Source organism: Janthinobacterium sp. PSPC1-1 (genome assembly GCF_049897625.1).
In the GTDB taxonomy this organism is placed as follows: Bacteria; Pseudomonadota; Gammaproteobacteria; order Burkholderiales; family Burkholderiaceae_D; genus Janthinobacterium; species Janthinobacterium tructae.
Genome location: NZ_JAFCWP010000002.1, coordinates 460,924 through 476,730, shown reverse-complemented (window position 1 = coordinate 476,730; position 15,807 = coordinate 460,924). Strand labels below are relative to the sequence as shown.

5 protein-coding genes and 1 riboswitch are annotated in these 15,807 nt (G+C 63.8%); of the genes, 1 reads left to right on the top strand and 4 read right to left on the bottom strand.

Annotated elements, in window-relative coordinates; all coding sequences use genetic code 11:
- From ACP7EG_RS09620 to ACP7EG_RS09610, 3 genes are all read right to left on the bottom strand, one after another.
- Entirely contained in the window at positions 1–1,638 is a 1,638-nt protein-coding gene (locus tag ACP7EG_RS09620) for a serine hydrolase (RefSeq protein ID WP_426087440.1), read from the bottom strand.
- A 22-nt stretch (positions 1,639–1,660) separates the two neighbouring features.
- Positions 1,661–3,520 (bottom strand): M1 family metallopeptidase, encoded by a 1,860-nt coding sequence (locus ACP7EG_RS09615; protein ID WP_426087439.1) that lies wholly within the window; start codon positions 3,518–3,520, stop codon positions 1,661–1,663.
- Positions 3,521–3,638: 118 nt separating this feature from the next.
- Positions 3,639–6,032: a M1 family aminopeptidase gene (locus ACP7EG_RS09610; RefSeq protein WP_426087438.1), complete on the bottom strand. Its 2,394-nt coding sequence runs from the start codon at positions 6,030–6,032 to the stop codon at positions 3,639–3,641.
- 145 nt (positions 6,033–6,177) lie between these two features.
- Positions 6,178–6,347, top strand: a riboswitch (yybP-ykoY riboswitch).
- Between the two features lie 21 nt (positions 6,348–6,368).
- On the opposite strand from ACP7EG_RS09610, the gene ACP7EG_RS09605 reads away from it, so the two are divergent.
- On the top strand, positions 6,369–6,944 hold the full coding sequence (locus ACP7EG_RS09605; RefSeq protein ID WP_096233392.1) for a TMEM165/GDT1 family protein: 576 nt from the start codon (positions 6,369–6,371) through the stop codon (positions 6,942–6,944).
- A gap of 73 nt (positions 6,945–7,017) precedes the next feature.
- On the opposite strand, the gene ACP7EG_RS09600 is transcribed toward ACP7EG_RS09605, so the two are convergent.
- Positions 7,018–15,645: a GH36-type glycosyl hydrolase domain-containing protein gene (locus ACP7EG_RS09600; RefSeq protein WP_426087635.1), complete on the bottom strand. Its 8,628-nt coding sequence runs from the start codon at positions 15,643–15,645 to the stop codon at positions 7,018–7,020.
- Positions 15,646–15,807: the final 162 nt, after the last annotated feature.

The following is a 15,807-nucleotide window of genomic DNA, read 5'->3' as shown; positions in this document are numbered from 1 at the left end:
TTATTTTTTTACTTCCTTGGGTTTCACCGGCACCAGGCTCAGGTCCTGGAAGTCGTAGCTGAAATCCGTCTCGGCCGACACGGGCGCCATTTTCACGCGGTCGATGCTGCCATCGGGATTGAGGGAGAACGTCACGTAGGCATCGGCGTTGAAATTGCGCTCCTTCCAGCGCACGATGAAGGTGTCGTGCTGCCAGTGTTCCAGCTCGCCCGTCAGGTCCGGCGTGCGTGTGAAGCTGAGGATGTGTTTTTTCCCTTCCGGCTTGATCACGACCTTGCCATACCAGGCATCCTCGTACTCGCCGTCATACGCGGCCAGCGGCAGCGATGGCTGCGATTTCGCCGCGCGCGCGCTCGACGCCTTGCCCTGCTTTTTCACCTCTTCGGCATGCTGCTCCTCCTCCACCTTGGCCACCAGCGCCAGCCAGTCCGACGCCGGCGCCTGCAGGTAATGGTCGAGGATGCGCCATTGCAGCGCCGTCATGGAACCGCCATTTTCTGCATTGGTGAGTATGGCCACGCCCAGTTTCGCTTCCGGCACCATCACCACGCGCGAATAAAAGCCCTGCAGCGCGCCGCCGTGCATGGCCACTTTCATGCCCTTGTAGTCGCGCAGCTGGAAGCCCAGGCCATACGCGCTGAAGTTCGGTTTTGTGGCGGCCAGTGCCGGTTTAGGCTCGGCAATCTTGATCGGCGTTTGCGCCGTCCACATCTCGCGGCCCTGCTTTTCGCTGAACAGGCGCGCGTCCTTGCCATCCTTGTCTTTCACGCCGGCGATCTTGCCTTCGTCGAGCAGCACCATCATCCACTTGGCGATATCTTCCGCATTCGTGTTGATGCCGACGGCGCCCACGGCGTTCGGCACGGGCATGGATTTGACGGCGGCGATCTTGCCGTCGATCTTGCTGTGCGCATTGGCGACGTCGGGGTTACCCACGTTTTCCGCCAGGCTGGTGGTGGTGCCCGTCATGCCCAGCGGCGCCAGGATGCGTTCGTGCATGGCCTCGCCCCAGCTTTTCCCCGCCTTGTCGGCGATGATCTTGCCGGCGACGATGTACAGCAGGTTATCGTAGGCATAGCTGTTGCGAAAACTCGTGGCCGGGCGGATGTAGCGCAGCTTCTCGATGATTTCGTCCGTGCTGAACGTGGTGGTGGGCCACCACAGCAAGTCGCCCGCACCCAGGCCCAGGCCACTGCGGTGCGTCAGCAAGTCGCGGATGGTCATGGCGCCCGTCACGTAGGAATCGTGCATCTGGAAGCCGGGCAAATGTTTGGTGACGGGATCGTCCCAGGCCAGCTTGCCTTCGTCAACCAGCATGGCCAGCGCGGCGGCCGTGAAACCCTTCGAGTTCGATGCCACTTCGAACAGCGTCTTGGCGTCGACGGATGCCGGTTCGCCCAGCTTGCGTACGCCAAAGCCCCTGGCGGTGATGACCTTGCCATCCTTGACGATGGCGATCGCCATGCCGGGCACGTCGAACACTTTCAGGGCAGTGGCGACGTCACGCTCAAGGTCGAAGGCCGGCGCGGGGGCCAAAGCAGCAGCAACGACGGGGATGTCATCGGCTGCCAGCGCCGGCATGGTGATGCTGGAAAACGCCAGCACGATGGCGGCGGCGAGGCGGTTCATGGTATGCATGGTCAGGATGTCCAAATAAGGTTCAATGCGCTTGCGCGGCCATCAATTTATCGACGCTTTCCTGCGTCACCGGGTGGTAGCGTTCACGCGCCTGCGCATACACGTCCTTGGCCCAGGCATGGCCTTGCGGCGTCTTCATCAAGGCGCCGTACAGGGGCACGACGAACTTCTGGCGACCCACGCTCATCAGGAATGCCTGCAAGGGCTGGCGCACGTCGTAGCCGGCGTTCACGGCAGCGAGATAAAAGCGGTAGGCGACTTCATTGTTGCCGCTCTTGCCCACGCCGTAGACCTGGTCCAGTTCACGCAATTGCGCCGCGCTGGCCTTGTTATTGATGTCGTTCAGGAAGTGCATCGATTCGATGGCGATCCACTTTTCCATGCCCAGGTCTTTGGTGGACAGCTCGCCCTTGAGCCAGGCGTCACGGTGCTGGTCGAGCAGCGCCAGGCGCGGCGAGACGACGCGCTGCGCGCTGGCCGGCACGCCCGTGCCATACAGCCATTCATCGAGTTCCGCTGGCGGCATCACGTCCGGATGCTGCGCCAGGAGGTTCTTGCGCAGGTAGGCGATGAACTGCTCCGTCGTCACGCTCTGGAACGCATGCTGGTCGAACCAGCCGCGCAGGAAAGGATCGAACACGGCGCGGCCGGCACGGCGTTCCATGGTGGCCAGGAACCAGGCGCCCTTCGGATAAATGATGCCGTCATCCGTGTACGTTTCCGCCGGGTTGGCGTCCGCATCGCGCGTGATCAGCGCCGTTTTCGCCGCCGGCAATTCGCGGATCGAGGCGGCCAGTTCTTCCTGGTCGACCTGCACGCCCATCTGCGCCACTTCGCTGCCATACAACTGCTCGACGATGCGCGTGGTGACATAGGTGGTGAAACCTTCGTTGAGCCACATGTGCTTCCACGAGGCGTTGGTGACCAGGTTGCCCGACCACGAGTGGGCCAGTTCATGCGCGATCAGGTCGACCAGGCTGCGGTCGCCCGCGATCATGGTCGGCGTAAGGAAGGTCAGGCGCGGGTTTTCCATGCCGCCGTAGGGGAACGATGGCGGCAGCACGATCATGTCATAGCGTCCCCAACCATACGGCCCGTACAGCGCTTCGGCCGCCTGGATCATCTTTTCCGTGTCGGCCAGCTCGTATTCGGCCGCCTTGATGCGCGGTGGCTCGGCATACACGGCCGAACGGGGACCAAGTTTGCGCACTTCCAGTTCGCCGATGGCAATGGCCAGCAGGTACGATGGAATCGGCTGCGGCATCCTGAATTTCCAGCCGCCCTTGCCCGTCGCCTTGTCGTCATTCTCGGCGCTCATCACGACGCGCATGCCCGCTGGCGCATCGATGCGCGCGCTGTAGGTAAAACGCACGGCCGGCGTGTCCTGCGATGGCACCCACGAGCGGGCATTGATGCTTTGCGACTGGCTGAACATGAAAGGCAGCTTGCCCGACATGGTCTGCTGCGGCGTGAGCCACTGCAGCGCGATGGCGTTCGGCGCCGTGTGATAGTAGACGCGCACTTTGCCCGGCTGGTCCGTGGTGGTGATGCGCAGCGCCTGGCCCTTTTCCGGGTCGGCCTTGTCCAGCTGATACGGCGCCATCTGCCATGCGCCGCGCTTGTCCTGTACCTGCACTTTCGCGATCGACAAATCGCGCGTATCGAGCACCAGGGTGCGCGCCGCCGGGTCGATCCAGTTCAGTGACAGCTCGGCATATCCGGAGAGCGTTTTTTGCTTGAAATCGGCTTTCAGGTCCAGCTGCAGGTCGCGCGTACGCACCTGGTCGTAACGCGCGTAGCTGAGGGGATCGGCGTGCGCTGCCAGGGTCACCTGGCAAAGTAGCGCACAGCCCAGCGCGCGCAGGAAGGTCAAAGTTTGCATGGTCGTCTTTTGAATGATTTGCGAAAGCCCCGGTCCGTGTGCGCCGGGGCGTCGCGCAGAATAGCACTTCCGGCGCAGGCCGGCAGAAAAAAGCGCCGGGCTGGCCGGCGCTTTTTTCCTATTTCGTATCTGGCCGGACTTCGGGCTTGGCCTCGGGCGCCTTCAGCGGCGTATTAAAATCCTTCATCAGGTTATTCTTGTCGCGGTCCAGCTTGAACAACTCCAGGCGCGATGGCGTGATTTTTCTCGGCCAGGCGTTGTTGCTGGTGTCGATATCAGCCGTCTCCCAGTACGGGTCTTGCACCAGCCCCACCATCGGCTCGTCCGTGACGATGACCTTGCTGATCTTGTGCGGCGCATAGCGCCACACTTCGGCCGGCACGCGCTCGATGATCTTCTTGCCGCTTTTCAGTTCGATTTCCAGGATCAGCGGCATCACCAGGCCGCCGATGTTCGAAAAATCGACCAGGTACAGATGCTTGCCCATGTTGCGCTGCTCCAGCAGCTTTCTCTCCCACGGCTCCAGCGTTTCCTGCTCTTCCGCATAGCTGTTGCGGTCCTTGTTGGTGACCGTGAAGTCATCGTGCCGGTTATAGAAATCCTTCAGCGCGGGGTCCAGCTCCACCTTCTTCGGCAACGCCTTGTTGCGCTGGTCCGAGATCGAAATCGGCTGCGCCGCCTTCTGCGCCTTCTTCCACGCCTTTTCCGTTTCCGGATTCTTCGTGCTCACGCCATATTCGCTGATGCCGTCGATGCTGATATCAACCGCATCGGTGGTATAAAACCAGCCGCGCCAGAACCAGTCCAGGTCGGTGCCGGAAGCGTCTTCCATGGTGCGGAAAAAGTCGGCCGGCGTGGGCCGCTTGAACTTCCAGCGCAAGGCGTACTGCTTGAAGGCGAAGTCGAACAGTTCGCGTCCTAAAATGGTTTCGCGCAGGATGTTGAGCGCCGTGGCCGGCTTGTCGTAGGCGTTCGCCGTGAACTGCAACAAGGACTCGGAATTGGTCATGATGGGCACCTGGTTCTGGCTGCGCATGTAGTCGACGATCTTGCGCGGCTCGCCATTCCAGGACGGGAAATGCTCTTCCCACGCCTGCTCGGCCAGGTACTGCAGGAAGGAATTGAGGCCCTCGTCCATCCACGTCCACTGGCGCTCGTCCGAGTTGACGATCATGGGGAAGTAATTGTGTCCCACTTCGTGGATGATCACGCCGATCAGGTCATATTTTGCCGTCTTCGAATACGTGAGTTCGCCCGTCTTCTTGTCCTTCACGGGGCGCCCGCCATTGAACGCAATCATCGGATACTCCATGCCGCCCACGGCGCCGTTGACGGAAATCGCGTTCGGATACGGATAGTCGAAACTGTACTTGTTGTACTGCTCGATCGCGTGCACGACGGCGCGCGTGCTGTACTGCTGCCACAGCGGGTTGCCCTCGTTCGGATAGTAAGACATGGCCATCACGCGCTTGCCGCCGCTGTCCAGCCCCTGCGCATCCCAGATGAACTTGCGGCTCGACGCCCACGCCACGTCGCGCACATTGGCCGCCTTGAAGTGCCAGGTTTTCATGCCCGCCGCGCGGCCCTTTTCCGCCGCCAGCGCTTCGGCGGGCGTGATCACCAGCAGCGGCGTATTGCTGTTTTTTGCGCGCGCCAGGCGTTCGCGCTGCGCCGCGCTCAACACGCTGGCAGGATTTTGCAGCTCGCCCGTGGCGGCCACCACGTGGTCGCCCGGCACCGTCAGGTACAACTCGTAGTCGCCGAACTCCAGCGTGAATTCACCGGAGCCGAGGAATTGCTTGTGTTGCCAGCCAACGGCATCGTAATACGCGGCCATGCGTGGAAACCACTGTGCGATCTGAAAAATCGTGTTCTTGTCGTCTTCAAAATATTCATAGCCGGAGCGCTCGACCAGCACCTTCTGGTCATTAATTTTATAGGACCAGTCGATGCCAAAGCTGATGCTCTGGCCGGGTGCCAGCGCCACCGGCAAATCGATACGCAGCATGGTCTGGTTGACCACATACGGCAGCGGCTTGCCGCTGGCTGCCTTCACGGCGGTGAGCTTGAAGCCGCCGTCGAATTCTCGGCCCGCATGGAGGGCGCGCAAGTCTTCGAATTTCAGCGCTTCCTCTTCGGTGCCGCTGAGCCAGGCCTGCCGCGACGGCGCGCTCAGGACGCGGCGCTGGTCAGCATCCTGGCGCAAGCCATTCTGGTCCAGCTGCAGCCACAGATACGCCAGGCTGTCCGGCGAGCGGTTGTGGTAGGTGATCTGCTCGCTGGCCGTGATTTCGCGGCGCGCTTCGTCCAAGGTGGCGCGGATCACGTAATCGGCGCGCTGCTGCCAGTAGGCGTGGCCCGGCGCGCCGGACGCCGTGCGGTAGTTATTCGGCGTGGGCAGCAATTCTTCCAGCTGGCGGAACTTGTCGTCGAAGGGCGCCGCGGCGCACAGGCCGGGCAAGGGAGCAAACAAGGTCAAACACAAGGCAAGCAAGCGGACAAGGACCGGCATGGCGCATTCCATCTGGGAGTCGAGGACAGACTGCATTCTAAGTCGAGTCTGTTTGCAAATCGCTCATTGTTGTGGAAGTCCCACACACCAGCCAGTGCCATGCCCCGGCAGCACTGGCGCCAGCACGGGCATTGGCGTATGATGCGCCTCGAACATTGGGGAGTAGTCGTCCCGCGGTCTTGCCGCGGGAACCTGTATCAACATAATTGGCCCGCAGGCCATGGTGCAGGTGGTTGCAGAACTTGACGAGACCATTGATCCAGGGCGGCGGCATGGGCCGGAGTCGCCCATGGATCATTGGTTAATTCGTCCGGCCCGCGTACCTCTTGCAATCTCATGGAAGCATTCCTCATCTCCACCGGCATCGTCGGTCTCGCTGAAATCGGCGACAAAACCCAACTCCTGGCCTTTTTGCTGGCGGCCAAATTCCGCAAGCCTTTGCCCATCGTGCTGGCGATTCTCGTCGCCACCATCGCCAACCACGCGTTTGCCGCCGCCGTCGGCGCCTGGATCACCAGCATGCTGGGGCCCGACGTGCTGCGCTGGGTACTCGGCGTCTCCTTTTTGGCCATGGCCGCCTGGACCCTGATCCCCGACAAGCTCGACGAAGACGAGACGAAGCTGGCCAAGTATGGCGTCTTCCTGACCACCCTGATCGCCTTCTTCATGGCGGAAATGGGAGATAAAACGCAGGTGGCGACCGTGGCGCTGGCGGCGCGCTACCACGACATTGTTTCCGTCGTGCTGGGCACCACCTTCGGCATGATGCTGGCCAACGTGCCGGCCGTGTACCTGGGCGACAAGATCGCCAACCGCGTGTCACTGCGACTGGTACACGGCATCGCGGCGCTGGTGTTTGCCGTGCTGGGCGTGGCGACCCTGCTGGGCGCGGGCGCGGCTTTGGGCTTCTGACCAATGTCGGCAACATGCATACCGGCGCGCTGATCCTGAACGGTCAGCGCGCTTTCTTGAGACGTGGACAAGACTACACCAGCAATAGCACCGCATACTCGCGGCCCTCGTCGCGCAGGGCGATGCTGTTGCCCTCCTGCGCCACGCCATCGAGCGACAGTCCTGCGGGCCGCCCCTGTGCCTTTTCCACCGTGATGGCATAGCTGCTGGCACCGAAGCGGTAATGCAGCTTGAAGCTGTCCCATTCGGCCGGCATGGTCGGCAGCAGGCGCAGCATGTTCGCTTCGCGCGTCAAGCCCAGCAGGGATTCAACGATCAGCCGGTACAGCCAGCCCGACGACCCCGTGTACCAGCTCCAGCCGCCGCGCCCCACGTGCGGCGCCACGGCATACACGTCGGCCGTCACCACATACGGCTCGACCTTGTAGCGTTGCACCGCCTGCGCATCCACGCCATGGCGTACGGGATTGATCATGCGCAGCAGTTCCCACGCTTTTTCGCCATCGCCCATGCGGGCAAACGCCATCGCCGTCCAGATGGCCGCATGCGTGTACTGACCGCCGTTCTCGCGCACACCCGGCACATAGCCGCGGATATAGCCGGGATTGAGATCGGATTTGTCGAACGGCGGATCGAGCAGCTGGATCACGCCGGAATCTCGGCGCACCAGGCGCGCATCGACCTGGCGCATGGCGCCGGCCACGCGCTCCTTGTTGGCCGCGCCCGACAGCACGCCCCAGCTTTGCGAAATCGAATCGATCTGGCATTCCTCGTTGGTGTGCGATCCCAAGGGCGTGCCGTCGTCGAAATACGCGCGCCGGTACCACTCGCCATCCCACGCATGTTCCTCGACATTGGCCGCCAGTTTCACGGCTTCGTCGCGGCAGAACTGGGCGAACGCCGCATCGCCGCGCAGCACGGCCACCTCGGCGAAGCGCTGCAGCACTTCGTACAGGAAGAAGGCCAGCCACACGCTCTCGCCCTTGCCGTGTTCGCCCACCTTGTCCATGCCGTCGTTCCAATCGCATGAGCCCATCAGGGGCAAGCCGTGCACGCCCAGGCGCAAGCCATGGCGGATGGCACGCACGCAGTGCTCGTACAGGTCGGCCGACTCGCCCGAACGCACGGGCAGGTCGTAATACGAGTCTTCCTCCGGCTTGACGGCGCGCCCTTCAATAAAGGGGGCCACTTCAGACAGCACGTTGACGTCACCCGTGGCGATCACATAGCGGCAGGCCGCCAGCGGCAGCCACAGGTAATCGTCGGAGCAATGCGTGCGCACGCCCCGGTCCGACGGCGGATGCCACCAGTGCTGCACGTCGCCCTCGACAAACTGGTGCGCCGCGCACAGCAGCAAGTGCTTGCGCAGCAGCTGCGGCGCCGTGTGGATCATGGCCATCGCATCTTGCAGCTGGTCGCGGAAACCGTAGGCGCCGCCCGACTGGTAATAGCCGCTGCGCGCCCACAGGCGGCAGGCGATGGTCTGGTACATCAGCCAGCCATTGGCGATCACGTCCAGCGACGGATCGGGCGTTTCGATGCGCACGGCGCCCAAGGTACTCTCCCAGTGCGCGCGCACCGCGTCGAGCGCACCGCGTGCCGCATCCTTGCCCGCATGGCGCTGCACCATGGTGCTGGCGTCGGCATTGCGGCGCCCGCCCACGCCGAGGATGAAGACAATTTCGCGCTCCTGCCCCGGCTGCAGTTCAAACGGCACCTGGATCGCTGCGCACGCGTCCAGCCCCGTGCCCGCCTTGCCGGACAGGCGCACGCGCCGCAGCGCCGCCGGCTGCGCCAGACTGCCGTTACGGCCGATGAATTCATTGCGGTCGCAGGTGATGGAGCGGATGCTGGCGTCGGTATTGAAAAAGCCGACACGGCCTGAAAACTCCGTGTTGTAGTTATTGCGCGCAAACAGCGCGCCGCTGATGGTGTCGACCTCGGTCGCCACGTGCATGCAGGACTTCGCGCGCAGGTCGCCCATCACCCATTCCACGTAGCCTGTGACGGACAGACGGCGCGGCACGCCGCTGTCGTTGCGCACCTTGATGACGGAGTATTTGACGGCCGCGTCGAGCGCTACATAGGTGCACAATTCGGTGGCGATACCGCCCTCGCTGTGTTCAAAAATGCTGTAGCCAAAGCCATGGCGCGTCACGTAGTCGCCGCTGCCGCGCGCCGGCAGGGCCGATGGCGACCAGAACTGGCCGGTTTGCTCGTCGCGCACGTAAAACGCTTCGCCGGACAGGTCGGAGACAGGGTCGTTCTGCCATGGCGTGAGGCGGAATTCATGCGCATTCTCGCTCCAGGTATACGCCTGGCCGCCTTCCGACACCACGGTGCCGAATTGCGCGTTGGCCAGCACGTTCGACCATGGCGCCGGCGTCTGTGTGCCTTCTCCCGTGGTGATCACATATTCGCGCCCATCGGGCGTAAAACCACCGAGGCCATTTTCCAGGATCAGCGCGCGCTTTGGCGCCCGGTACGGTACGCCGCCCTGTTCACGGGCAGAATCCTGCAGCAGCGGCGGCATGCGCAGCACGGGACTGGGCGGGCGCTTGACCTGTTCGGCCAGGGTGCCGCGCAAGTCGCTGATGATGGCGCGCGCCACCGATTGCAGCAAGATGCGGTCTTCGTTGGCAATCTGCTCGGCCAGGCGCACGAAAATGCCGCCCGGGCGGTCGATCGCCTGCGCATCGATGCCCGAGGCGATCAGCCCCATGATCTGGTCGTGCAGCAGCTGGCGGTAGCCCGACTGGTCCTCGTACCAGATCACCAGATCGACTATCAATCCTTTCAGGCGCCAGTAGGCATGCGCCTGCACCATCTGGCGCGCCAGTTCGATATTGGCCACGTCGCGTATCTGCAGCAGCACGATGGGCAAGTCGCCGGAAATGGCATACGCCCACAGGCCGGACTGGCCGCGCTGGTTCTTGATCAGGATGCCGGCCTCGGCACGCAGGGTCGCATTCGGGTAGATCACGGCATTGGCCAGGCGCGCATACAACTGCGCGTCCGCTTCGCTGGCATTCAACTGGCGCAGCACCACCTGGCTGTGCGTCCAGGCCAGTTCGAACACGCGGTCGGCCAGGTGGCGATCCTGGTATTTGTCGATCAGGTGCAGCGCCGCCTCGCGCTGCTCCACCATGCCGGTCACGCTATCGACCGTGACCGCCTGGTCCGGTTCGAGCGTGATGACGTAGCGGATGGCCACGATGGGGTCGAGCACGGAACCGTGGCCACCACTCAGCGGACCACTCTCCTGCAACGCCAGCGGCAGCTGCGCCGTGTTGCCGCGGCCGATGAAGCGCGCGCGGTCCGTCTCGAACGACACGGCATAGTGTTCGATATCGTGCACGGTCATCACATGCAGCAGCCACGGCATCTGCTCGTCTTTCGAGCGGGGCCGGCGCGTGCATAAAATCGCATTTTCATGCGCCAGGATTTCCGTCTGCACGAACAGCTTGCTGAACGCGGGATGCGCCGCATCGGCCGCCGCCGGCGCCATCACCACTTCGGCAAAGCTGGTGATCTCGATGCGCCGCTGGCGGTTCGAATTGTTGCTGATGCGCGTGCGGCGGATTTCGATGTCGTCCTCGGGCGAGACGACAATTTCCGTGTACAGGTCGAGGCCATGGTCGGCACGGCGAAATTCCGCGCGCCCCTCGGAGAAAATCACTTCGTACTTCTTCGGCTCGGCCAACGTCGGCTGATACATGGTGGACCAGACGGCACCGTCGTCGAGGTCGCGCAAATAACAGAAATTGCCCCAGTTGTCGCGCGTGCTGTCCTCGCGCCAGCGCGTCACGGACAGGTCTTTCCAGCGGCTGTAGCTGCCGCCCGCATTGCTCACCATGACGTGGTAGCGGCCATTCGACAGCAGCTGCGTTTCGGGCACGGCGCTGTTGGCTTGCGTGAGGATGCGCATCGGCATGGCCTGCTCGGACGCGCCGCTGCGCAGCACCGCCAGCTCGGCCGTGTTCGAGTAAAACGCGCCTGCCTGCGGCGTACGTTCCTGCAGCACCAGCAAGGCCGATTGCAGCAGCGGATCGGACTCGAAACGGCGCTGCATCGGACGGTCGTGCAGCAGATAGCTGAGGGCCAAAAAGCCCATGCCCTGGTGATGCACCATGAACGAGCGAATGATGGCGCTGCCCTGACCGCGCGGCAGGCGCGCCGTGGTGAAATCGATGGCTTCAAAGAAGCCGTAGCGGCCCATGTAGCCGGCCGCCTGCATGCGCTGCAGGTTCTGGCACGACGCTTCCGGCTGCACCATCAAGCCCATCATGCTGGCGTACGGCGCCACCACCAGGTCGTCGGCCAGGCCCCGCTTCAGGCCCAGTCCCGGCACGCCAAAGGCGCGGTACTGGTAATTCAGGCTGGCGTCGACCGTGTTGTAGCCGGATTCGGATATCCCCCACGGTACGTCGCGCTGGCGACCATAGTCGATCTGCGCCTCGATGACGGAGTGGTAGGTCTGGTCGAGCAGGGTATTCGGATAATTCGGCATCACCAGGAGCGGCATCAGATACTCAAACATCGAGCCGCTCCACGACAGCAGCACGGGCTGGCCCGCCACCATGCACAGCTGGCGGCCCAGCGCAAACCAGTGCTCCTGCGGCAGCTGGCCCTGGGCGATGGCAATGAAGCTGGCCAGGCGCACTTCGGATGCGAGCAAGTCGTAGCAGCTGGGGTCCAGGCGCCGTTCGCTGACGTTGTAGCCGATGGCCAGCAGTTTTGTGGACGGGTTGTACAGGAAGCCGTATTCGATCTGCGCGAAGTCGCGCGCCTGGCCCGCCGCGTGGGCGATGTCGCGCATGTGACGGCCCGCCTGTTCGCGGCCTTGCGCCAGCCATGCGGCCAGCTCGGAAGGAAAGCCTTCCGTCGTCTCCAGATTGGCCAGTTCGCGCAGGGTCGGCACGCGCAGCCACGCCGCATCGAGGCCCGCCTGTGCCGCCCACGGCGCCAGTTGCAGCAACTCGGCCAGCGCCGCGCGGCACTGGCGCGCCAGCGCGCCGCTCCACATGGCCAGCTCGCCATCGTCGCTTTGCAAGGTCAACGACAACAGTGCGTCGGCCGCGCCATTCGCGGCACTCAGGTAGGCATGCCATTCGGGCAGACTGGCTGGCGCGGCCGGCATCTGCAGCAGCGCCAGCGATGCGCGCACCTCCTTGCCTTCGCCTTCTGCGGCAATGAATTCCTGCAGTACCTGCGCCGTCGTGCGGATGCCGTCCACGATCTGTGGCCCCATGATGGGAGCGTCATACAGTTCCACCAGGCCGGGCTGCAAGGTCAGCAGATGGCCGGCCAGGTTGCCGCTGTCCACCGTCGAGATGTACATGGGCTGCAGCGCCTTGAGCGTTTGCGTGTCGTACCAGTTGTAGAAATGCCCCTGGAAGCGCTCCAGTTCCCCCATGCTGCGCAAGGTGGCGCGGCTGCGCTCGATCAACTGGCCCATGGTGAGATAGCCGAAATCGTAGGCCGTCAGGTTGGCCAGCAGGGCCAGGCCGATATTTGTCGGCGAGGTGCGGTGCGCCACCACCAGGTTCGGATGCTCCTGCATGTTATCGGGCGGCAGCCAGTGATCGTCCGGTCCGACGAAGGTCTCGAAATAGGCCCAGGTCTTGCGCGCCACGCCATGCAGGAAACGCCCCTGCTCGGCCGACAGGCGCGCCACGGCCCGTTCGATGGGGCGGCTGATCCACCAGGCGATGGCGGGTGCGGCCAGCCACAGCAGCAGCACCACGGCGGCAGCCGGCAACGCTGCCGGGCGCCAGTGCAGCAAGGCGGCAAAGGTGGCCAGCGCCAGCGCGGGCGAGCACCACATGGCGCGCCAGCTGTCTGCCTGCGAGCCGGAAGACGTATGCAGGTTCGAGGCACGCCAGTCGAGCAAATGCTTGTGCGACACGCCTAGACGCCACAGGGTGCGGGCGATGGCATCGAGGCTGATCCAGGCCTCATAAGGCAGGAAGACGAGGGTCAGCATGGCATGCGAAAACTGCACGCCGCAGCGCCGCTCGAACGCGGCCAAATGCTGGCGCCACAGAGTGTCGCGCGGTTTGCGCAGCAGATCGTACAGAGCCGAAAAAACGGGCGGCAGGAAGATGATGGCCAGCACCGCCACGCTCCAGAAAACCACGTGCGGCAAGAAACCCCACACCAGCAGCAAGGACAAGGTGGTGGCCGGCGCCACGATGCTGCGGCGCAGGTTGTCGAACAGCTTCCAGCGCGACAGCATCGACAGGGGATTGCGTTCGCGCTTGCCGGCGCGGCCCGGCACGCGGCCCAGCAACCAGCCGATCAGCTGCCAGTCGCCGCGTATCCAGCGCTGGCGGCGGCTCACGTCGGCGTCATAGCGGGCCGGGTATTCTTCATACAGTTGCGAGTCGCTGAGCAAGCCGGCGCGCAGGTAACAGCCTTCCAATAAATCATGGCTGAGGATTTTATTGTCGGGCAGGCGCTGGCCCAGCACGCGCTCGAACATGTCGAGGTCATAGATGCCTTTGCCGATGAAGGAGCCTTCATAAAACACATCCTGGTACAGGTCGGAGACGGTGCGCGTGTAGGGGTCGATGCCCGGTTCGCCGCCGCACAGCAGCTCGTAGCGCGAAGCGTTCGCGCTGGGCAGCGCCACGGCCACGCGCGGCTGCAAGATGCCGTAGCCGGCCACCACGCGCGTGCCGGCCGCGTCCAGCACGGGACGGTTCAGCGGGTGCATCATGGTGGCGATGAATTCGCGCGCCGCGTCGCGCGGCAGCTGCGTATCGGTGTCGAGCGTGATCACATATTTGATCGTGCGCAGGCCGCGCAACTCGCCTTCCACCAGCGAGAATTTGTCGCGTGCCCCGCCGCGCAAAAACGCGTGCAGGTCGGACAATTTTCCGCGCTTGCGCTCCTGCCCCATCCACGCATTCTGCTGCGAATTCCACAAGCGCGGACGGTGCAGCAGCAGGAATGGCCCCGCATGACCCAGCTCTTCCGGGTCGGCCGGTTCGCCATTGTCCTTGAACTCGGCGCCTTCCACGCGGTATTTATCGTTCAAGCCACGGATGGTCTCCTGCGCCTGGCGCAGCAAGGCCTCGTCGCCCGGCATCGTTTGCGCGGACGCATCGACAAAATCCGTCAGCAGGCAGAAACGCAGGTTCGGATCGCGGTTGGCCAGATAGCGCACTTCCAGCGCCTCGCACAGGGCAGCCACGTTGTCCTCGCTGTAGATCAGGGTCGGCACCACCACGATGCCGCGCCCGTCCGACGGAATACCGGCCTGGTAGTCCATGCGCGGCAGCGGATGCGGCGACGTCATCAGGGTTGCCAGCCAATTCACCACGGCCACGGCCAGCTGGCTGCTGCCCAGCAGCGCCAGCACGCCCAGCGCCGCCAGTGGCCAGCCCTGCACGCCATGGCGCACGGCGCGCTCGAGCAGCAAGGCGCTCGTCGCCAGGGCCAGGAACGAGATGGCCCCAAGGTAGACGGCCAGCGGCGCGGCGCGCGCCGTATGCTGCAGCGCCTCGATGAAAGGCAGCTTCGCACCGGCCTGCTTTTCCAGCACCAGCACGCCGCGCCCCACCAGGTAAAAGCCGATGTGGCCACGGCGCGCGTCATTGCCGTTGCCGTGCGTATGCGCCAGCTGCACCACCATCTCGGCGACGTCCACTTCGCTGCGCGCGCTGCGCCTGGCGATACGTTCGATGGCGTGGCGGTAGCTGTCGCGCGTGGCGAAATCCATCAAGCCATACGTGCCGGCCGGGTCCAGGCGCAAGGTCTGCTCGACCACGCTCATGGTCTCGACAAATTCCTGCCAATCCATGGTGCCGAGAAAACGCAGGCTGCCGATGCTGTTGGCGATCGACACCTGGTCGGCCGCCTGCTGCCCGATCTCGGACTGGATCTGCTGCTCGATGGTGAGGCCCGACTCGGCCAGCTTGTGCGTCAGCCACGACAGGGCCAGGGTCAGCGAGGAACTTTGTCCCCCCAGGCGGCGCGACAATTCGGCCACGAAGGCGCTGGTCATCGGCGGATTCGAACGCGCCATGTCCGCTACCAGCAGGATCAAGCCACTGGGATTGCGCTCGGCGATGTCCGTCATCTGGTCGGCCCAGGTATTGGCCAAGTCGCGCTGCATGCGGTCATCGGCCACACGCGCGGCGACGCGGCGCAGGTTTTCGATCAGGGCCAGGCGCAGCATGATGGGCACGGCCCACAGTTCACCCAGCGTCAGGGTGGCGACATCCTGGTAAGCCTCGATGAAATGGCACAGGTTTTCCAGGTCGACGCGGCCATCGCCATGCGAGATGATTTCCAGCGCAATTTTATACACGCGCGGGCAGCCCGCGTCCACGCCCGACGTCAGCCGTGGCAGCTCCTTGCTGTAGTTCTTCGGCAAATGGCGCCGCGTGGTGCGGATCTGCTCTTCGATCAGGTAAAAATTATCCAGCAGCCATTCCGAGGCGGGCGTAACCTGCCGCCCGCTTTTCACCGTGGCCGTCAGTTCGTTGACGGTGGCCGTGATCAGGGCCGCATTGTCGGCCAGGCGCGCCAGCAGGCGGTCGCGGCCATGGTGCTTGCCCACCGCGTGGCCGGCGGCCACATGCTTGCCGTGGGCGGCCATCTGCATGGCGCTGAATAACTCGGAACGCAGGGGCAAGGCATCGTCGCGCGCAGCGTCGAAACTGTCCGGTGCAAGGGGATGGTCGCGGAAGATTTCCTTGAATTTGGAAAGCCGTTCCTTGATCTGCTGCGTGACGACTGCGGTGTACTCTTTCAACTTGGCCTCGCTAGGTGCGCGCAGGCAACCGGCGGCCACCGTCACGCTGGCCAAGTCTGGAAGAACACGATCGGACACTGGCGAAGACGGAAAGCGAAG

Coding starts and splice junctions, on each gene's coding strand:
- ACP7EG_RS09620 (WP_426087440.1), bottom strand. CDS start 1,638: ATGCATACCATGAACCGCCTCGCCGCCGCCATCGTGCTGGCGTTTTCC.
- ACP7EG_RS09615 (WP_426087439.1), bottom strand. CDS start 3,520: ATGCAAACTTTGACCTTCCTGCGCGCGCTGGGCTGTGCGCTACTTTGC.
- ACP7EG_RS09605 (WP_096233392.1), top strand. CDS start 6,369: ATGGAAGCATTCCTCATCTCCACCGGCATCGTCGGTCTCGCTGAAATC.
- ACP7EG_RS09610 (WP_426087438.1), bottom strand. CDS start 6,032: ATGCCGGTCCTTGTCCGCTTGCTTGCCTTGTGTTTGACCTTGTTTGCT.